A 19,797-nucleotide genomic window follows, 5' to 3' on the forward strand; every position below is an offset into this window, starting at 1 on the left:
GCAGCGCCGACGCCGCGGCGGCGCACGCACAGCCCGCGCCGCTCAGCCGTTGATGACCTGAGGCACGCCGAGGGCCTTGAGCCCCTCGACGCCGAACTCGAGGCCGTAGCCCGAGCCCTTCACCCCGCCGAACGGGATCATCGGGTGCACACCGCCGTGCGAGTTGATCCAGACCGTCCCGGCCTGCAGGCGCGCGGCCACGCGCCGGGCGGCATCGCGATCGCTCGACCACACCGAGGCGCCGAGACCCACATCGAGGCCGTTCGCGCTCGCGATGGCATCCTCGACGTCGGAGTACCGGATGACCGGAAGCGCCGGGCCGAACTGCTCCTCGTCGACGAGCGCGACGCCGTCGGTCACGTCGGCGACGATCGTCGTGCGGTAGAACAGTTCGCCGAGATCGCCGGCCGGCTCTCCGCCGAGCACGACGCGGCCTCCGGAGGCCTTGGCATCCTGGACGAGTCGATCGACGATGTCGAACTGCTGCCTGTTCTGCAGGGGTCCCAGCACCGTCCCCTCGTCGAGACCGCGGCCCATCGGCACCTGCGCGGCGTACCCGGCGAGGGCGTCGACCACGGCGTCGTACACGTCGTCATGGACATACAGGCGCTTGAGCGCGGCACAGGTCTGCCCCGTGTTGATGAAGGCGCCCCAGAACAGCCCCTCGGCGATGGCCGCGGGATCGACGTCGGGCAGCACGATGCCGGCGTCGTTGCCGCCGAGCTCGAGGGTCAGGCGAGCGAGGTTGCCCGCGGAGCTCTCGATGATCCTGCGGCCGGTGGCCGTCGATCCGGTGAACATGACCTTGTCGACGTCGGGGTGGGCGACCAGGCGCGCGCCGGCATCACGGTCGCCCGAGAGGGCGATCACCACGTCGTCGGGCAGCACCTCGTTGATCACGTCGACGAGGGCCAGCACGCTCAGCGGCGTGTACTCGCTCGGCTTGACCACGACGGTATTGCCCATGCGCAGCGCGGGGGCGATCTGCCAGACGGTGATCATCATGGGCCAGTTCCAGGGGCCGACGGCCGCGACGACGCCGAGGGCACGGTAGTGCAGCTCGGCGTACACCTCCCCGTCGTCGACGACCACCTCCGGCTCCAGCTCGGTGCCGGCGGCGGTGCGCAGCCACGCGGCGCACGCGCCCACCTCGAACCGGGCGTTGGGTCCGTCGAGAGGCTTGCCCTGCTCGCGCGAGAGCAGACGCGCGAGCGCCTCGGCGTTCGCCTCGATGCGATCGGCCGCGGCCCTCAGCAGACGACGGCGTTCTTCGTGCCCGACGGAATCCCACCCCGGCTGCGCCGCACGGGCGCGGGCGACGGCGGCATCGACGTCGGCGACCGTGTGCACGGGCGCTCGTCCGATGACCTCGCGCGTGGCGGCATCCGGAATCTCCCTCCCCTGCCCCTCGGGTGCCTGCACGCGCGCGAGGAGGGCTGCATCGTCGGCGTTCGTTGATGCGTCGGCAGCGGATGCCTCGACCGCGGGATCGGCCAGGGCGGGGGTGGGGTCGGACATCTCGGCTCCTTCGGTTCGTGTCCCGGGCCGTCGTGCGGGCCCGTTCCGTCAGCCTCCGCCGCGCGTGCGCGTGGCGCTTGTCCGCCCGCGCGCGCCCCATGACCGGCGGTGCCGGTTCTGCCCCCGCCTCCCTCTCCCTCTCCCCGCTGACTGGCGTCGTCGGCACGGCCCGCCCCCGCTTCTACGAGCGCCCGGCGCACGTCAGCGGAGCGGTCACGACGCCGGGGGGAGCGTGGGCCAGCGCAACGGCGACGCCGCCGCCCGGGGCGGGTCGACGCCGCCACCCGGCCGGTGTCCCCGCACGGGTCGACTCCGGCCGGCGCGGGTCAGCGCAGCGTCGTCTCGCGCTCGCTCCCCGGCTCGAGGGCGAGGAACGCCGCTCGCAGCCGCCCGCGCGCCCGCTCGTACCTCTTGCGCGCCGCCGCCGGCCGTACCCCGGCGAGCGCTCCGGCTTCCGCGATTCCGAAGCCGTCCCAGAGCACGAGCCTGAGCAATTCCTGATCCGCCGGCGCGAGTGTGCCGAGGGCCTCCAGAGCGACGAACGCGTCGTCGCTCACCGGCTCGTGCTCCTCGCGCACGAGGGTCTCGTCGATCCGTGCGCGACGCGCGCGTTTGCGCCGGTGATTCGCGAGCACGTTCCGGGCGATCCCGAACGCCCACATGCGCTGATCCTCGGATGCCACGGGCAACCGCGCGCGATGCCGCCACAGCGCGAGCGCCGTCTCCGACACGCAGTCGTCGGCGTCGGCGCGCGGCTCGACCCGGCGGACGAAGTACCGCAGGAGGTCGGGCATCAGCGGGGCGACGGCTTCCTCGAAGCGCCGCCGTTCAGCATCCGGGGTCACCACGAGAGCCCCGCGAGCATTTCGCCGCACCAGGCGTCGGCGGCCTCGACGCCCGCGCGGTCACCCGCCGTCGCGGCACGGGCGACGAGCTTCTCTTCGTCGACGATCCCTCCGCCGTCGGTCGCCACCGTCGCGGGCCAGGTCGCCGCCGTCGTCAACGTCTGCGCAGCGGTCTGTGCGCGAGCGGTGTCGCCGAGCGCGTCGGCATCCAGCCACTCCGCCCGCCAGGCGCACCGCGCGTACTGTTCGAACTCGGACCGGATGCCGGTGACCTGACGAAGCCCCTCACCCTGCGTCGCCGTCCGCTCGGCGATCGAGGTCGCGAAGCGCATGGTGTCGGAGCCGGGCGGCAGGATCGCCTGAGCGGGCCACAGCCCCACCGCGACCTCGACGTAATCGGGCGCGTCGATCTCGATCCACTCGCTGCCGTCGGCCTCGGTGCCGACGGGCTGAGTACCTTCGGGGGAACCGGGGTTGGGCGAACCGAACCAGCCGGTGCGGGCGAGGTATCCGGATGCCGCGGCCACCCCCGGCACCCCGATCGCGAACACCGCGATGATCGCGGCCGTCGGCACGACCCAGCGACGACGCCGTCGCCGGGGACGCTCGATCGCCGCGCGCACCAGGTGCCGCGCCTCGTCGGGGCTCAGTGCGACGTCGCGCGCGGGGTCGGCGGCGCTCAGCGCCGCGAAGGGGTCGGTGTTCATCGGGTGTCCTTTCTCATTCTCTTCACCCCGTACCTGTCGCGACCGCTCCCGAACGTGACACCCCGCGCACCGTCTCTTCGCTGATTCGCGCCGAATGCTCGCTCGAACGCCGTTTCCTTGAGCATTCGGCGCAACTCAGCCGGCGAGGAAGCCCCTATACTCGATCCCGTCAGGCGCACGAGGTCGTGCGTCGCTGCTCGAAAAAAGGGCACGTAGCGGAGTCCCCGCGAGACACATACGGCATTCATCCCGTCGTCTCGAAAGGCTCGTCGTCATGCCCACCGTCTCCGCGCACGTCGCGCACACCCTCGCCCGCCACATCGACACCGTCTTCGGCGTCATGGGCAACGGCAACGCCTACTTCCTCGACGCGCTCGGCCGCGATACCGGCTCGAGCTTCGTCGCCGTGCGGCACGAGGCCGCCGGGGTCGTCGCCGCTGACGCGCACTACCGCGCGTGCGGACGCCTCGCCGCGGCCACCGCCACCTACGGCGCCGGGTTCACCAACACCCTCACCGCGTTGGCCGAGGCGGTGCAGGCCCGCAGTCCCCTCGTCCTCATCGTCGGTGACGAGCCCACCTCGGGCCCGCGCCCGTGGGGGGTCGACCAGATCGCCCTCGCCGCCGCTGTCGGCGCTCGCACTTACACGGTCGGCCACCGCGACGCCGCCGCGACGATCGTGATCGCCATCGAGCACGCCCTCACCTACCGCCTCCCGGTCGTGGTCGGCATCCCGTACGACGTCGCGACCCGCGAGGCGGGCCCGATTCCGGATGCCGCGGCCCCCGGCGCCGAGCCCCAGGTCACCCCGGAGCACCCCCCGCTGGACGCGTATGCGGACGGCGTGATCGACCAGATCGTCGACGCGCTCGCGACGGCCGAGCGTCCCGTACTTCTGGGGGGACGCGGCGCCTGGCTCGCGGGGGCGGGTGCCGCTCTCGACGACGTCGCCGCCCTGACCGGCGCCCTCACCACCACCAGCGCCCTGGGCCGCGGTCTGTTCTCCGACCCCACGCGCGATCTCGGTGTCGCCGGCGGCTTCGGAGCCCCCGGGGCGATGGAGCTCGCACGGGAGGCCGACGTGGCCGTCGTCTTCGGCGCGGGCCTGAACCAGTTCACGATGCGCTTCGGCGAACTCTTCGCCCCCGGAACGCGCGTGTTCCAGGTCGACCTCGCGGCCGCCGCCACCCACCCTCACGTGGGCGGGTACGTGCGAGCAGATGCCGGAGACGTCGCGCGCGAGATCGCCCACCGCTTGCGCACGCGCGGCGCCATGCCGTCGACCTGGGGCGACGGCCTCGACCTCGCCGTGGCTCGACGCCAACCCGAGGGACAGGGGCTCGGACCCGACCGCCGCCTCGACCCACGGACGGCGGCCGCTCGCCTCGCCGAGTTGCTGCCGTCGGACCGCGTGGTGGTGCACGACGGCGGGCACTTCATGGGCTGGTCGAACATGTACTGGCCGGTCGAATCGCCCGACCGCATGATCATGGTCGGCACGGCGTACCAGTCGATCGGCCTGGGATTCCCGAGCGTCCCAGGAGCCGCGATCGCCCGCCCCGACTCCACGATCGTGCTGAGCACCGGCGACGGCGGCGGACTCATGGCCCTCGCCGATCTCGAGACCGCGGTCCGTGTCGCCGGTGGCCGAGGCATGGCGATCGTGTGGAACGACGCGCAGTACGGCGCCGAGGTCCTCAACTACGGTGTCAAAGGTCTGCACCCCGACCCGATGCTCATCCCCCAGGTCGACTTCGCCGCCGTCGCGCGAGGCTTCGGCGCCGAGGGCCTGGTCGTCGAGACGGTCGATGACCTGCAGGCCCTGGCATCCTGGGTCTCCCGCTCACCCGAAGACCGGGGCTTCCTCGTGCTCGACCTGCGGGTGAGCGCGGCGATCGTGGCACCGTTCTGGGAGGAAATCGCGGCGCGGTAGTGTCGGGGACGTGCGGTACTCGTTCGACTCCCCGACCCCGGCCGAGTTCGCGGCCCTGTACGCCGAGACCGGATGGGGTGAGTGGCCTGCCGACACGTTCGAGCGCGCCCTCGTCGGCAGCTGGGTCGTCTGCGCCGCCCGCGACGACGACGGTGCACTGGTGGGCATGGGCCGCCTCATCAGCGACGGGGCGCTCCACGCCTTCGTGACCGAGATGATCGTCGCCGAGACCGCCCGGGGAGGCGGTGTCGGCGCCGAGATCCTCCGCCAGCTCGTCGCCGAAGCGCATCGCCGCGGCGTCCGCGACGTCCAACTCTTCGCAGCCCGCGGCCGCGTGGGCTTCTACGAGCGCAACGGCTTCGTCCGCCGGCCGCCCGAGGGCCCCGGGATGGATCTGGCCGCTCCGCCCGGCGACTGACCGACCCTCCCGAACACAACGCGGAGATCAGCCGCGCGGCCCGTACCGTGCTGTGCGGTTGCGGCCCGCGGCCGTCTCTTCTCCTGCACGGCGTCGTGATCTGTGCCGATCAGCCCTGGCCGGTGTGGTCGACCGGAAGACGTGTTGTCGTCGCCGAGCGGATCGTATACGATTTCGAATACGACGCGAGGGAGCATCCATGACCGACACCGACCCCCGGTTCACCGCCCTCGGCGCGCGCCCCGGCAAGATCGTGGCCGTCCACCTCTCCTACGCCTCGCGCGCCGACCAGCGCGGCCGCCGCCCGGCCGCCCCCTCCTACTTCTTCAAGCCGTCCAGCTCACTCGCTGCCTCGGGCGCCGAGATCGTCCGCCCCGCCGGCACCGAACTCCTCGCCTTCGAGGGCGAGATCGCGCTCGTCATCGGCGAGCCCGCGCGATGGGTGACTCCGGATGCTGCGTGGTCGCACGTGGCATCCGTCACCGCCGCCAACGACTTCGGCCTGTACGACCTCCGCGCGAACGACAAAGGCTCGAACGTCCGCTCCAAGGGCGGCGACGGCTACACGCCCGTGGGCCCCGAGCTCATCGACGCCCGCGACGTCGACCCCGCCGCCCTCCGGCTGCGCACCTGGATGAACGGCGAGATCGTGCAGGACGACACCACAGCCGGGCTCATCTTCCCGCTCGCGCAGATCGTCGCCGACCTCTCACAGCACTTCACCCTCGAGACCGGAGACGTCATCCTCACCGGCACCCCCGCGGGGTCCTCGGTCGTCGTGCCCGGCGACGTGGTGGAGGTGCAGGTGGATGCCGGCATCCACTCGACCGGCCCGCTCCGCACCACGGTGGTCCAGGGCGACCGCGCCTTCGATGCCGCGGTCGGCTCTCTCCCCACGGTGGACGACACCCAGCGCACCGAGGCGTGGGGCTCCGCCGAGGCCGCGGGGCTGACCCCGCCCGCTCCCACCCTCACCCCGGAGCTCCGCGCGAAGCTCGAGCGCGTCCCCGTCGCCGCGCTCAGCGGACAGCTGCGCAAGCGCGGCCTGAACGACGTCACCATCGACGGCGTGCACGCCCTCACCCCCGGTAGCCGCTTCGTCGGCACGGCCCGCACGCTCCGCTTCCTCCCCCACCGCGAAGACCTCTTCGCCTCCCACGGCGGCGGGCAGAACGCCCAGAAGCGCGCCTTCGACGCGGTCGAGAAGGGCGAGGTCATCGTGATCGAGGCCCGCGGCGAGACCGGCTCCGGAACCCTCGGCGACATCCTCGCGATCCGCGCCCACGCCCGAGGGGCCGCCGCCATCGTCACCGACGGCGGAGTCCGCGATGCCGAGGCCGTCGCCGCGGTGGGCATCCCGGTGTTCACCGCCGGTCCCCATCCCGCCGTCCTCGGCCGCCGGCACGTGCCGTGGGAGACCGACGTCGCGATCGGCTGCGGCGGCACGACCGTCGAGCCCGGCGACATCCTCGTCGGCGACGGCGACGGCGTGATCGTGCTCCCGCCGGCCCTGGCCGAGGAGGTCGTCGACGCGGCCCTCGCTCAAGAGGCCGAAGACGCCTGGATCGCCGAGCAGGTGGCATCCGGTCACCCGATCGAGGGCCTGTTCCCCATGAATGCCGAGTGGCGCGCCCGCTACGAGAGCGAGGTCACCCGATGACGGACGTGACGGCGAGCAGAAGCAAGTCGCAGCAGGCATACCACTGGATCAAAGACCGCATCGCGTCGCAAGACTTCACCCCCGGCTATCGCCTCGTGCTCGGCTCGATCGCCGGAGAACTCGACATGAGCGTCGTGCCGGTGCGCGAGGCGATCCGTCAGCTCGAGGCCGAGGGCCTGGTGATGTTCGAGCGCAACGTGGGCGCGCGGGTGTCGATGGTCGACGACACCGCCTACCGCTTCAGCATGCAGTCGCTCAGCATCCTGGAGGGGGCGGCGACCGCGCTGTCGGCGCGTGCGCTCACGACCGACGACGTGCGCCGCGCCCGCCAGGTGAACGAGCTGATGGTCGAGACGCTCGAGCACTTCGACCCCCGCGCCTTCACCGCGCTGAACCAGGAGTTCCACGCGATTCTCTTCGCCAAGTGCGCGAATCCGCGCATGCTCGAACTCGTCCAAGCCGAGTGGGCCCGCCTCGGGCACCTCCGCGACTCGACCTTCAGCTTCGTGCCGGGCCGCGCCGCCGAGTCGGTGCGCGAGCACGACAACATCCTCGTGCTCATCGAGACCGGCGCCCCGCTCGCCGAGATCGAGAAGACCGCTCGGCGTCACCGCTCGGCCACGCTCGACGCCTACATGATCCACGAGCACCCCGATCAGGTGCTCGGCCTGCCCGCTTTCTGATTCCGGATGCCATCGGCATCCGCCCCTCCAAAGAAGGAGTTCGTATGACCCGCCGTATTCCCGCCGACCTGCCCGAGCGCATCCAGCACTACATCGGTGGTTCCTTCGTCGACTCGGTCGACGGTGACATATTCGACGTGCTCGACCCGGTGACGAACCAGACGTATCTGCGCGCCGCCGCGGGCAAAAAGGCCGACATCGACCTCGCCGTCGCCGCCGCGCGAAAGGCGTTCACCGAGGGTCCGTGGCCGCGCATGCTCCCGCGCGAACGCTCGCGGGTGCTGCACCGCATCGCCGACATCGTCGAGTCGCGCGACGAGCGCCTCGCCGAGCTCGAGTCGTTCGACTCGGGCCTGCCGATCACGCAGGCACTCGGCCAGGCCCGCCGCGCGGCCGAGAACTTCCGCTTCTTCGCCGACCTGATCGTCGCCCAGACCGATGACGCCTTCAAGGTGCCCGGTCGCCAGCTCAACTACGTCAACCGCAAGCCGATCGGCGTCGCCGGCCTCATCACGCCGTGGAACACGCCCTTCATGCTCGAGTCGTGGAAGCTGGGACCCGCGCTCGCCACCGGCAACACCGTGGTGCTCAAGCCCGCGGAGTTCACGCCGCTGTCGGCATCCCTGTGGGCCGGCATCTTCGAGGAGGCGGGCCTGCCCGAGGGCGTGTTCAACCTCGTCAACGGCCTCGGCGAAGACGCCGGCGACGCGCTCGTGAAGCACCCCGAGGTGCCGCTCATCTCGTTCACCGGCGAGAGCAGCACCGGGTCGCTGATCTTCGCGAACTCGGCGCCGTTCCTGAAAGGCCTGTCGATGGAGCTCGGCGGCAAGAGCCCCGCGATCGTGTTCGCGGACGCCGATCTGGATGCCGCGATCGACGCGACCATCTTCGGGGTGTTCTCGCTCAACGGCGAGCGATGCACTGCGGGCAGCCGCATCCTCGTCCAGCGCGAGGTCTACGACGCGTTCGTCGAGCGCTACGCGGCGCAGGCGGACCGCGTGAAGGTCGGCTACCCCGACGACCCCGCGACCGAGGTCGGTGCACTCGTGCACCCCGAGCACTACGCGAAGGTCATGTCGTACGTCGAGCTCGGCAAGACCGAGGGGCGCCTGGTCGCCGGCGGCGGCCGCCCGGACGAGTTCCCCGAGGGCAACTTCGTCCGCCCCACGGTGTTCGCCGACGTCGCTCCCGACGCGCGGATCTTCCAGGAGGAGATCTTCGGCCCGGTCGTCGCGATCACGCCCTTCGACACCGACGAAGAGGCTCTGGCCCTCGCGAATAACACGAAGTACGGTCTCGCCGCCTATGTGTGGACGAACGACCTCAAGCGCGCGCACCTGTTCGCGCAGAACGTCGAGGCCGGCATGGTGTGGCTGAACTCCAACAACGTCCGCGACCTCCGCACCCCCTTCGGCGGGGTGAAGGCCTCGGGTCTCGGCCACGAGGGCGGCTACCGCTCGATCGACTTCTACACCGACCAGCAGGCCGTGCACATCACGCTCGGTCCCGCCCACAACCCGACGTTCGGCAAGGCGTCGGCGCACTGAGCCCGGCGGCCGGTGGTCGGTGGCTGAGCTTGTCGAAGCCACCGCCGACCCGCAGAACGACCGGTCCCTTCGACAGGCTCAGGGATCTCCACCGAAACCGGTGGCTGAGCCCGACCACCGATGGCTGAGCCCGTCGAAGCCACCCCCGACCCGCAGAACACCCCACGCAAGGACGCGACCCCATGGCAAAGCACACCGAAGAAGAGAAGACCTCCTCCGGCTTCTGGGTGACCCAGGAAGCCCCCATCGTCTCGGACGACCCCATCCCCACCCCGACGGCCCCCGCGCCCGACATCCTCCGCTGCGCGTACATGGAGCTCGTGGTCACCGACCTCGCCGCATCCCGTGTCTTCTACGTCGACATCCTCGGGCTGCACGTCACCGAGGAGGACGGCGAGGCGATCTACCTCCGCTCGACCGAGGAGTTCATCCACCACAACCTCGTCCTGCGCAAAGGCCCCGTCGCCGCCGTGGCCGCGTTCTCGTACCGCGTGCGCTCCGCCGACGACCTCGACAAGGCGGTCGCGTTCTACGAGGAGCTCGGCTGCGACGTGCGCCGCGCGCCGAACGGGTTCACGAAGGGCATCGGTGACTCCGTCCGCGTCGTAGACCCGCTCGGCTTCCCGTACGAGTTCTTCTTCGACACCGAGCACCAGGAGCGCCTCTCGTGGCGCTACGACCTGCACTCCCCCGGCGAGCTCGTGCGCCTCGACCACTTCAACCAGATCACGCCCGACGTCCCCCGCGCGGTGAACTTCATGCAGGCGCTGGGCTTCCGCGTGACCGAGGACATCCAAGACGAAGAGGGCACGGTGTACGCCGCCTGGATGCGCCGCAAGCCCACCGTGCACGACACCGCGATGACCGGCGGCGACGGCCCGCGCATGCATCACGTGTGCTTCGCGACGCACGAGAAGCACAACATCCTGGCGATCTGCGACAAGCTCGGTGCCCTCCGCCGTTCGGATGCCATCGAGCGCGGCCCCGGCCGCCACGGCGTCTCGAACGCGTTCTACCTCTACCTGCGCGACCCCGACGGGCATCGCGTCGAGGTGTACACGCAGGACTACTACACCGGCGATCCCGACAACCCCGTCATCACCTGGGACGTGCACGACAACCAGCGCCGCGACTGGTGGGGCAACCCCGTCGTGCCGTCCTGGTACACCGACGGCTCGCTCGTGCTCGATCTCGACGGCAATCCCCAACCGGTGCGCGCCCGCGAGCACTCGAGCGAGATGGCGGTGACGATCGGCGCCGACGGCTTCAGCTACACCCGCCCGCCCGAGGACGAGGCATCCGGATCCGAGTTCAAGCTCGGCAACCAGCTCTGACCCGCCTCCCCCGCAGCGTCCAGGCATGTCCCACTTTGTGCAGGAACCACCTCCAGAACCTGCACGAAGTGGGACACGCAGCGCGCACCTCCCCCCACCCCCTCGACCCATGTCCCACTTCGTGCCGAAATCACCACGGAAACCTGCACAAAGGGGGACACGCCCGGTTCCACCGACCTCCAGGAAGGACACCATGCTCACCGACGCACAGCTCGACGCCATCGCGGCCGAGCTCGCCGAGGCCGACCGCACCCATTCGGTGATCCCGCGCATCACGGCGAGATTCCCGGATGCCACGGTCGACGACTCGTACCGCATCCAGGGCCGCTGGCGCGACACGCAGCTCGCCGCGGGGCGAACGCTGGTGGGGCGCAAGATCGGGCTGACCTCCAAGGCCATGCAGCAGGCGACGGGGATCACCGAGCCCGACTACGGCGTGATGTTCGACGACACCGTCTACCGCTCGGGCGACGAGATCCCGGTCGACCACTTCTCGAACGTGCGCATCGAGGTGGAGCTCGCCTTCGTGCTCAAGGAACCGCTCGAGGGCCCCGACTGCACGCTCGACGACGCCCTGGCCGCGATCGATTACGCCGTCCCCGCGCTCGAGGTGCTGAACTCCCACATCGAGCTCGAAGGCCGCACGATCGTCGACACGATCAGCGACAACGCCGCCTACGGCGCCATGGTGCTGGGCGACGTCCGCAAGCGCCCCGACGAGATCGACCTGCGGTGGGTGCCGGGCGTGCTCAGCCGCAACGGCGAGATCGAAGAGACCGGGGTCGCCGCGGGCGTCCTCGGCCACCCCGCAACCGGTGTCGCGTGGCTGGCGAACAAGTTCCACCAGCACGGCGCGCGCCTGGAGGCGGGCGAGATCATCCTGGCAGGATCGTTCACGCGCCCGATGTGGGTGTCGCGGGGCGACGACGTGCTCTGCGACTACGGACCGATGGGAACGATCTCGTGCCGCTTCGTCTGAACCCGACCTTCCGCGCGGCTCTCGCGGCATCCGATCGTCCCCTCGCGGGGATGTGGGTGTGTTCGGGCAGTGCCGTCGCCGCGGAGATCGCCGCGGGCTCGGGGCTGGACTGGCTGCTGCTCGACATGGAGCACTCGGCCACCTCGCTCGAGACCGTGCTCACGCTCCTGCAGGTGAGCGCGGCGTACCCCGTGACCCCGGTCGTCCGCGTGCCGTGGAACGACCCGGTCGTGATCAAGCAGGTGCTCGACCTCGGCGCGCAGAACCTCATCGTGCCGATGGTGTCGTCGGCGGACGAGGCCCGCGCCGCCGTCGCCGCGACCCGGTACCCGCCGGCAGGCATCCGCGGGGTCGGCAGTGCCCTCGCCCGCAGCGCCCGCTGGAACCGCGTCGACGGCTATCTCACGGGCGCGGCCGAGCACGTCTCGCTCACCGTCCAGATCGAGACCACCGCCGGAGTCGCCGCCGCGGCCGAGATCGCCGCCGTCGAGGGAGTGGATGCCATCTTCGTCGGCCCCTCCGACCTGTCGGCATCCATGGGTCTTCTCGGTCAGCAGTCGCACCCCGACGTCGTCGCCGCGGTCCACGCCGTGTTCGCCGCGGGACAGGATGCCGGGACCCCGGTCGGCGTGAACGCGTTCGACCCCGCGGTGGCCGAGGCGTACCTCGACGCAGGAGCCGACTTCGTCGCGGTCGGGGCCGACGTCGCCCTGCTCGCGCGCGCCTCCGAGGCCCTGGCGCAGCGGTTCGCCGCCCCGCCCTCCGCCACCATCCCTCGCGCCAGCTACTGACCGGCCTCGGTCGAGCACGGGCCAAGGCTCCGAGCCGCACGCCCACGCCCCGCGCCAACCCGCCCGCGCCCGGCACGCGCCAGCCACGGGCCAAACTCCTGAGTTCTCGCACTCGCCAGCACGCGCCAGGCCATCGAAACCCGCTCCAGGCCCCGTTCTCAGGAGTGTGGCCCGCGCGCCGCGGCGCATACGCCCGAACGAGCCCTCGCCGGGAGGCGGGACGCCCGCTGAGCCCGGACACGCGAAGGGGGCCGGACGATCCGTCCGGCCCCCTTCGTCACGCCTCAGTCTTCGTCGCGTCTCAGTCCTCGTCGTCCTCGTCGTCGTCGCCGATGATCTCGATGTCCTCGACCTCGAGCTCGGGCGTGAGCTGCACGTGCACGAGCGCGTCGGGGAATGCCGTCTCCCCCGCGAACACGACGATGATCGCGTCGGCGAAGATGCCCACGCCGATCGCCTCGAGGTCGGTGCGCAGGTCGATGTCCGCGCTCAGCTCGTCGTCGTCTACCGCCTCCTCGATCTCGGTGGCGATCTCGTCGACGATCGCGCTCCAACGGTCCTCGGTCACCGAGAGGATGTCCTTCAGGTTGGACAGGATGCCGTCGAGGTCGGGCTCGTCCTCGTCGTCGATCTCGGGGTCGAGGTCGACCTCCACCTCGACGCCCGCGGCATCCAGGTGTCCGACACCGATCACGCTGTCTTCGTCGATCTGGGCGTCGTCGAGCAGGCCGCTCTCGGTGACGCGGCGGAGGAGGTCGTTCAGCACGGACTCAGTCATGCACATACGATCCCACGGGGAGAGGGATCCTGCCCAGCCCTTGCACGCGAGGCTCCGTCCGTTCGCTCGGCGGTCGCACCCCGTTCACCGTCAGACCGCGGCGGCGCGCTCCGCGGCCTCGACGACGTTCGTCATCAGCAGGGCGACCGTCATGGGTCCGACGCCGCCCGGGTTGGGCGACACGAAGCCCGCGACCTCAGCCACGTCAGGGTGCACGTCGCCGTAGACGCGGGACTTCCCGGTCTCGGGGTCGGTCTCGCGCGTCACGCCCACGTCGAGCACCGCGGCGCCCGGCTTGACGTCTTCGGCGCGCACGATGTGCTTCACGCCCGCGGCGGCGACGATCACGTCGGCCTCGCGCAGGTGCTTCGCGAGGTCGGCCGTACCCGTGTGGGTCAGCGTCACGGTGGCGTTGATCTCGCGACGCGTCAGCAGCAGGCCGATCGAACGCCCGATCGTGACGCCGCGGCCGACGACCACGACCTCCTTGCCCTTCAGGTCGTAGTCGTTGCGCAGCAGCAGCTCGATCACACCGCGTGGGGTGCACGGCAGGGGCGTGAGGATCGGCGCGTTGACGTTGAGCACGAGGCGCCCGAGGTTCGTGGGGTGGAGGCCGTCGGCATCCTTGGCCGGATCGATGCGCTCGAGGATCGCATCGGTGTCGATGTGCTTCGGCAACGGCAGCTGCACGATGTAGCCGTGGCAGGCGGGGTCGGCGTTGAGGCGGTCGATGACGGCCTCGACCTCTTCCTGGGTGGACTCCGCGGGCAGTTCGACCTGGATCGAGTTCATGCCGATGGCCTCGGACTGCTTGTGCTTCATGCCGACGTACAGCTGCGAGGCGGGGTCGGCTCCGACGAGCACCGTCGCGATGCCCGGAACGATCCCCTTCTCCCGCAGAGCGGCGACGCGCTCGGTGAGCTCCGCCTTGATCGCCGCCGACGCGGCCTTACCGTCGAGAATCGTCGCCGTCATGGCATCCCTCTTCCTGGGTGTCGATGGGTCGTGCGGGGTGTGCCCACGCATAAACGCTTCCTGCTCACATAAACGCGCTCTGCGCGTGTTTCTGTGCGCGAATCGTGTTTATGCGTGGGTGATCGGGGCGGTACGGGTTGCGGGCCACCCGGGGGCGGGCGATGGCCGCGCCTCGACCCGAGGAGACGCGATCCCGAGCCCTCCGTGACGCATAAACGCCATCCACTCACGTAAACGCGCTGTCCCCGTGTTTCCGCGCGTGGATTGCGTTTATGCGTGGGCCTGGCGGCCACCCGCAGGACGCGAGCACCGGATGCCGAGACGGGACCGCCGCGACGACGGCCCCGCCCCGGCGGGGCTCACTGCTGCAGGTCGGGGTACAGCGGGAACGCGTCGGTCAGCTTCGCCACACGCGCGCGCAGGGCCTCGACGTCGGCACCGGGGATCAGCGCGAGGGCGATGATGTCGGCCACCTCGGTGAACTCGGCATCGCCGAAGCCGCGGGTCGCGAGCGCCGGGGTGCCGATGCGCAGGCCCGAGGTCACCATCGGCGGACGCGGGTCGTTCGGCACCGCGTTGCGGTTGACCGTGATGTGGATGTCGTGCAGCAGGTCTTCGGCCTGCTTGCCGTCGATCTCGGCCTCGCGGAGGTCCACGAGCACGAGGTGCACGTCGGTGCCGCCCGAGCGCACGGCGATGCCGGCGTTCTTGACGTCGTCCTGGGTGAGACGGTCCGCGAGGATCGCCGCACCGCGGAGGGTGCGCTCCTGGCGCTCCTTGAACTCCGGCGTCATCGCGAGCTTGAACGCGGTCGCCTTCGCGGCGATCACGTGCATGAGCGGGCCGCCCTGCTGCCCGGGGAAGACCGCGGTGTTGATCTTCTTCGCCAGCGCCTCGTCGTTGGTGAGGATGAGGCCCGAACGGGGGCCGCCGATCGTCTTGTGCACGGTGGTCGAGACGACGTGCGCGTGCGGGATGGGGCTCGGGTGAACGCCCGCGGCGACGAGACCGGCGAAGTGCGCCATGTCGACCCACAGCAGCGCACCCACCTCGTCGGCGATCGCGCGGAAGGCCGCGAAGTCGAGCTGACGCGGGTAGGCCGACCAGCCGGCGATGATGACCTTCGGCTTGTGCTCGACGGCGAGGCGGCGCACCTCGTCCATGTCGATGACGCTGGTCTCGGGGTCGACGCCGTAGGCGACGATGTCGTAGAGACGGCCCGAGAAGTTGATCTTCATGCCGTGCGTCAGGTGGCCGCCCTGGTCGAGGGCGAGGCCGAGCAGCGTGTCGCCGGGGCGCGCGATCGCGTGCAGCACGGCGGCGTTCGCCGAGGCACCCGAGTGCGGCTGGACGTTCGCGAACTCCGCGCCGAACAGCTGCTTCGCCCGCTCGATCGCGAGCGACTCGGCGACGTCGACCTCTTCGCAGCCGCCGTAGTAGCGGCGACCCGGGTAGCCCTCGGCGTACTTGTTGGTCAGCACCGAGCCCTGCGACTGCAGCACCGAGACGGGAACGAAGTTCTCCGACGCGATCATCTCGAGGAATCCGCGCTGACGGTTCAGCTCGCGCTCGAGCACCTCGGCGATCTCGGGGTCGACCTCGGAGAGGGGGGCGTTGAAATACGGATCGGTCATGCGATCTCCTTGACGATGGTTCCGGATGCCACGGACTCGGCGAGTCCGCGGAGATACCGCATCGACCCAGGCGTGCGGTCGAATACCGTCAAGCGGTCGCTCCCCGGTGGTGTCCCACCTCAACGCCAGTCGCGACGGTGCCACTTTAGCGGGTAAAGGCGACCGCGCCCCACGGGTCCCGGCATCCACTGTTCCTCCACAGGTTCCGCGTGAAGCAGAGATGGCTGAGCTCGTCGAAGCCACCGGGGCCCCGCAGGTTCTGCCCGAAGGAGAGGTGGCTGAGCTCGTCGAAGCCACCGGGGTCCGCGTGGGTCCGGTCCCTTCGACAAGCTCAGGGACCTCGACGGGCTCAGGGACCTCGACACGCTCAGGGACCTCGGGACTCTCAGGACCTCGACACGCTCGGGGACCCCGGTTGCGCCGCGATCGGCTCGACGGTGAGCGATCCCGGATGCCGCGGCGCGGCGCCCGCGTAAAATGGCGGGGTGACCGACTCCCCCAACGTCCGCGCGCAGGCACCGCTCGCTCCGGGCATGCGCCCGCGTCCGACCGCGATCGAGATCGGCAGCGTGCTCTGCGGGATCTTCGCGTTCGTGACCCTCGCGATCTGGGGTTTCACCGCGTGGCCGCTGCCGTGGAACATCGTCGCGGGGGTCGGCGCCCCCCTCCTCGCGATCCTGGTCTGGGCCCTGTTCGTGTCACCGCGCGCGGTGCTCGCGGTGCACCCATTCGTCCGCGCCCTCGTCGAGCTCTTCGTGTACGCCGCCGCCACCGTCGCGTGGTGGAGCATGGGCCAGGCGTGGATCGGCCTCGGCTTCGCGATCGTCGCCGTGGTCCTCGGCGCGCTGAACGGCCGGCGGCGCCTGGCGTGAGCGCCGACGGCGCGGCGGCGACTCCCGCGCGCGATGCGGCGGACGCGACGCTCGCGCTTCTCCGCGCCGAGCTCGGCGACCGCGTCGACACCTCCCCCGACTCTCTGGCCGCCGTCCGCGCCGACAAGTCGGGCCATGCCTCCGGCGGCACGCCCCTGGCCGTCGTGCACGCGGCATCCGTCTCCGACGTGCAGGCGGTCATGCGCATCGCGACCGCGACGCGGACCCCCGTGGTGCCGCGCGGTGCAGGGACGGGCCTCGCGGGCGGAGCGAACACCGGGGGCGGTGAGATCGCCCTCTCGCTGCGCGGCATGGACCGTCTCCTCGAGGTGCGCCCCGACGACCTCCTCGCGGTGGTCGAGCCGGGCATCGTCAACGCCGAGCTCAACGCCCTTCTCGAGTCGCACGAGGTGTGGTGGGCTCCCGACCCCGCGAGCCGGGCCATCTCGACGGTCGGTGGCAACATCGCCACCGGTGCCGGCGGCCTGCTCTGCGCGAAGTACGGCGTCGTGCGCGACGCGGTGCTCGGCGTCGACCTCGTGCTCGCCGACGGTCGACTGATGCACCTCGGCCACCGCAGCGTGAAGGGCGTCACGGGCCTCGACCTCACCTCTCTCGTGATCGGCTCCGAGGGCACCCTCGGCGTGGTGGTGGGCGCGACTCTCAAGCTCCGACGTCTCGTCGAGGGCGAGCGCGTCACCCTCACCGCCCTGTTCGACGGGGTGCGCGCCGCCGCTGTGGCCTCCGCCGCGGTGACGGCATCCGGAGTCCAGCCCGCGATCATGGAGCTGATGGATGCCAGGTGCCTCGCGGCCGTGCACCGCCTGCTGTCGCTGCCCGAGCCGCCGCCGGGAGCTGCCCAGCTGACGATCCAGACCGACGGTCCGGTCGCCGCGGCTGAGGCGCGCACGATCGCCGAGGTCCTGACCTCGGTCGGCGGGACGGTCTCCGTCGCGGCCGACGATGCCGAGGGCGAGGAGCTTCTCGCCGTGCGCCGATCGATGCACGCCGCCATGGAGTCTCTCGGGACCACCCTCATCGAAGACGTGTCGGTGCCGCGCAGCGCGCTGCCCGCGATGTTCGACGAGATCGCGCGGATCGAGCAGAAGTACGGCCTCGTCATCCCGACCGTCGCGCACTCCGGCGACGGCAACCTGCACCCGAACTTCGTCTTCGACGGCCCCGACGTGCCCCCGATCGTGTGGGAGGCGGCCGAAGAGGTGTTCCGCGCGGCGCTGGAGCTCGGTGGAACGCTCACCGGCGAGCACGGGATCGGCGTGCTCAAGCGCCGCTGGCTCGCCGACGAGCTCGGGGACGATCAGTGGCAGCTGCAGCGCGAGATCGCTCGGGTGTTCGACCCCCTCGGCATCCTGAATCCGGGCAAAGTCTTCGCCGCCTGACACCCGTCCGGTGGACGCTGCCGCGAGCCCCCGAACTGCGTCGCCCCGCGACGTGATAAGACCGTGATAAAGCTCACGGCGCACACGCAACACTCGCCTTTACCATGAGAAGACTGACTATCGGGGGGTTTGACTTATGACCGACGGCGCGAACAGCACCGACGGCGCGACGTACGCGTGGGCACCGCCCGAGCCGAAGAAGCGCAAGAACCGATCGGGCCTGTGGATCGGCATCCCGGCCGGCGCGACGGCCGTCGCGCTGCTGGCGGCCTCTTTCGTGCTCATCGCCCCCGGAGCCTCCGTCGCGGGCGTGCAGATCGGCGGCCTCACGGCGGGAGCTGCGGCCCAGGCCATCTCCGACCGCCTCTCGCAGACGACCGTCGCGGTCGAGAGCCCGGCGGGCTCCGTCACCGTCACGGGTGCCGAGCTCGGTGCCACGGTCGACGCCCAGGCCATCGCAGACAAGGCGTTCGCCGAAAACCCGATGTGGAAGCCTTCGTCGTGGTTCCCCGCGGGCACGGGCGTCTCGATCAACGTCGACCCCGCCAAGGCGGCAGCGGCGCTGCGCGACCTCGCACCCGACACTTACAAGGCCCCGGTCGACGCCACCGTCGCGTTCGACGCCGGATCGCAGTCCTACGTCTCCACTCCCGCGCAGCCCGGTGAGGGCATCGACCCGGCCGCGGTCACCGCCGCCCTCCAGAGCGCCTTCGACGCCGGAACGGTCAGCACCACCGCGCAGGCGGGCGTCGTCCCGGTCGAGGCCCCGGTCACCACCGAAGAGGCCGACGCGGCCGTCGCGCAGCTGAACGGCATCCTCGACAACGCCGGGTTCTACGTCGGCGACGAGCGCACGGTCCCCATCGACCGGGCCACCGCCGCATCGTGGCTCACGATCACGCCCGACGGCAAGGGTGACTTCGCGATCTCCGCCGACGAAGCGGCGATCCAGCAGGCCGTCGCGGGCCTCCCCGCGGCCGTCAACCGCGGCGCGGTGAACGCGGACGTGATCGTGGACAAGGGTGGCGAGGTCATCCACACGAACACCGAGGGCCAGACCGGGCGCGCGCTCGGCGACACCGCGGGGATCGCCGCGGCCTTCGCCTCGCAGCTCGCCGAGGGCAATGGACGATTCGCTCTGACCGTGAGCGAGACGCCGTTCGAGACGACGAAGACCGAGCGCTGGATCGACGTCAACCTCAGCACGCAGACCACGACGCTCTGGCAGAACGGCCAGGTCTACCGCTCCTGGTCGATCTCGTCGGGCACGAGCGAGCACGCCACCCACACCGGCGAGTTCCGCATCGGCTGGAAGACGTCGATGCAGGACATGGGTTGCGTCCCCGGCTACGACTACTGCACGAAGGACGTTCCCTGGGTCTCGTACTTCAACGGTGACGAGGGCTTCCACGGCACGTACTGGCACAACAACTTCGGCACGCCGATGAGCCACGGTTGCATCAACATGACGATCTCCGCCGCGAAGGAGCTCTACGACTGGGCGTACCGCGGCACCGAGGTCTCGGTCCACTACTGAGCCCGGACACGCGAGGGGGCGGATGCCATGGCATCCGCCCCCTTCGTCGTCTCCGCGCCCGCACCCCGGGCCCGAGCAGCCCCCGTTGAGTGTCCAAGACACGCCGTAATCGGGGCGGCCGTTACGGCGTGTGTTGGTGCCGCGAACGGTGCCGGCGGGGCGGGGGGCGCCCGCACGCTCCCCCCC

At 70.9% G+C, this 19,797-nt stretch carries 17 protein-coding genes and 1 riboswitch; of the genes, 11 read left to right on the forward strand and 6 right to left on the reverse strand.

Annotated features, from left to right (window positions below; all coding sequences use genetic code 11):
• Positions 1-42: 42 nt before the first annotated feature.
• The 3 genes from AB0O24_RS06610 to AB0O24_RS06620 all read right to left on the reverse strand — a co-directional run bounded on the left by AB0O24_RS06610 (position 43) and on the right by AB0O24_RS06620 (position 3,070).
• Entirely contained in the window at positions 43-1,518 is a 1,476-nt protein-coding gene (locus tag AB0O24_RS06610; protein WP_363373501.1) for an aldehyde dehydrogenase family protein, read from the reverse strand.
• A gap of 326 nt (positions 1,519-1,844) precedes the next feature.
• The gene (locus AB0O24_RS06615) at positions 1,845-2,363 is read right to left on the reverse strand and encodes a sigma-70 family RNA polymerase sigma factor (RefSeq protein ID WP_363373503.1); all 519 of its coding nucleotides are present in this window, start codon (positions 2,361-2,363) and stop codon (positions 1,845-1,847) included.
• Entirely contained in the window at positions 2,360-3,070 is a 711-nt protein-coding gene (locus AB0O24_RS06620) for a hypothetical protein (protein WP_275798967.1), read from the reverse strand. Before AB0O24_RS06620 ends, AB0O24_RS06615 begins: the two co-directional genes overlap by 4 nt.
• 274 nt (positions 3,071-3,344) lie before the next feature.
• Here AB0O24_RS06620 and AB0O24_RS06625 point away from each other — a divergent pair, with 274 nt between their 5' ends.
• The 8 genes from AB0O24_RS06625 (at position 3,345) to AB0O24_RS06660 (ending at position 12,415) form a co-directional block, all read left to right on the forward strand.
• Positions 3,345-5,003: a thiamine pyrophosphate-binding protein gene (locus AB0O24_RS06625; protein ID WP_275798970.1), complete on the forward strand. Its 1,659-nt coding sequence runs from the start codon at positions 3,345-3,347 to the stop codon at positions 5,001-5,003.
• Between the two features lie 10 nt (positions 5,004-5,013).
• Positions 5,014-5,421, forward strand: a complete 408-nt coding sequence (locus AB0O24_RS06630) for a GNAT family N-acetyltransferase (protein ID WP_275798973.1) — start codon at positions 5,014-5,016, stop codon at positions 5,419-5,421.
• A 199-nt stretch (positions 5,422-5,620) separates the two neighbouring features.
• Positions 5,621-7,081, forward strand: coding sequence for a fumarylacetoacetate hydrolase family protein (locus AB0O24_RS06635; protein ID WP_363373507.1), 1,461 nt, complete (start codon positions 5,621-5,623; stop codon positions 7,079-7,081).
• On the forward strand, positions 7,078-7,764 hold the full coding sequence (locus tag AB0O24_RS06640) for a GntR family transcriptional regulator (protein WP_275798978.1): 687 nt from the start codon (positions 7,078-7,080) through the stop codon (positions 7,762-7,764). Before AB0O24_RS06635 ends, AB0O24_RS06640 begins: the two co-directional genes overlap by 4 nt.
• A gap of 44 nt (positions 7,765-7,808) precedes the next feature.
• On the forward strand, positions 7,809-9,311 hold the full coding sequence (gene hpaE, locus AB0O24_RS06645; RefSeq protein ID WP_275798981.1) for a 5-carboxymethyl-2-hydroxymuconate semialdehyde dehydrogenase: 1,503 nt from the start codon (positions 7,809-7,811) through the stop codon (positions 9,309-9,311).
• 182 nt (positions 9,312-9,493) lie between these two features.
• A complete protein-coding gene (gene hpaD / locus AB0O24_RS06650) occupies positions 9,494-10,645 on the forward strand; it encodes a 3,4-dihydroxyphenylacetate 2,3-dioxygenase (protein ID WP_275798985.1) in 1,152 nt (383 codons plus the stop codon).
• Positions 10,646-10,838: 193 nt separating this feature from the next.
• Positions 10,839-11,624, forward strand: coding sequence for a fumarylacetoacetate hydrolase family protein (locus AB0O24_RS06655; protein WP_275798988.1), 786 nt, complete (start codon positions 10,839-10,841; stop codon positions 11,622-11,624).
• Positions 11,609-12,415 (forward strand): aldolase/citrate lyase family protein, encoded by an 807-nt coding sequence (locus AB0O24_RS06660; protein WP_275798991.1) that lies wholly within the window; start codon positions 11,609-11,611, stop codon positions 12,413-12,415. The genes AB0O24_RS06655 and AB0O24_RS06660 overlap by 16 nt, the downstream gene beginning before the upstream one ends.
• Before the next feature lie 301 nt (positions 12,416-12,716).
• Here the strand turns inward: AB0O24_RS06660 and AB0O24_RS06665 are convergent, their stop codons facing one another.
• The 3 genes from AB0O24_RS06665 to glyA form a co-directional block, all read right to left on the reverse strand.
• The gene (locus tag AB0O24_RS06665) at positions 12,717-13,193 is read right to left on the reverse strand and encodes a cytochrome C5 (RefSeq protein WP_275798994.1); all 477 of its coding nucleotides are present in this window, start codon (positions 13,191-13,193) and stop codon (positions 12,717-12,719) included.
• Between the two features lie 90 nt (positions 13,194-13,283).
• Positions 13,284-14,168, reverse strand: coding sequence for a bifunctional methylenetetrahydrofolate dehydrogenase/methenyltetrahydrofolate cyclohydrolase (locus AB0O24_RS06670; RefSeq protein WP_275798997.1), 885 nt, complete (start codon positions 14,166-14,168; stop codon positions 13,284-13,286).
• A gap of 359 nt (positions 14,169-14,527) precedes the next feature.
• Positions 14,528-15,802 (reverse strand): serine hydroxymethyltransferase, encoded by a 1,275-nt coding sequence (glyA, locus tag AB0O24_RS06675; RefSeq protein WP_275799000.1) that lies wholly within the window; start codon positions 15,800-15,802, stop codon positions 14,528-14,530.
• A gap of 57 nt (positions 15,803-15,859) precedes the next feature.
• Positions 15,860-15,945: riboswitch (ZMP/ZTP riboswitch) on the reverse strand.
• Between the two features lie 342 nt (positions 15,946-16,287).
• Between glyA and AB0O24_RS06680 the strand changes: the two genes are divergently transcribed.
• The 3 genes from AB0O24_RS06680 to AB0O24_RS06690 all read left to right on the forward strand — a co-directional run bounded on the left by AB0O24_RS06680 (position 16,288) and on the right by AB0O24_RS06690 (position 19,611).
• Entirely contained in the window at positions 16,288-16,674 is a 387-nt protein-coding gene (locus AB0O24_RS06680) for a YrdB family protein (protein ID WP_275796141.1), read from the forward strand.
• Complete coding sequence (locus AB0O24_RS06685; protein WP_363373512.1) at positions 16,671-18,074, forward strand: FAD-linked oxidase C-terminal domain-containing protein; 1,404 nt, start codon at positions 16,671-16,673, stop codon at positions 18,072-18,074. Before AB0O24_RS06680 ends, AB0O24_RS06685 begins: the two co-directional genes overlap by 4 nt.
• A gap of 136 nt (positions 18,075-18,210) precedes the next feature.
• The gene (locus tag AB0O24_RS06690) at positions 18,211-19,611 is read left to right on the forward strand and encodes a L,D-transpeptidase family protein (protein WP_275796145.1); all 1,401 of its coding nucleotides are present in this window, start codon (positions 18,211-18,213) and stop codon (positions 19,609-19,611) included.
• Positions 19,612-19,797 lie beyond the last annotated feature (186 nt).

It is taken from the genome of Microbacterium sp. NPDC086615, assembly GCF_040686055.1.
In the GTDB taxonomy this organism is placed as follows: Bacteria; Actinomycetota; Actinomycetes; order Actinomycetales; family Microbacteriaceae; genus Microbacterium.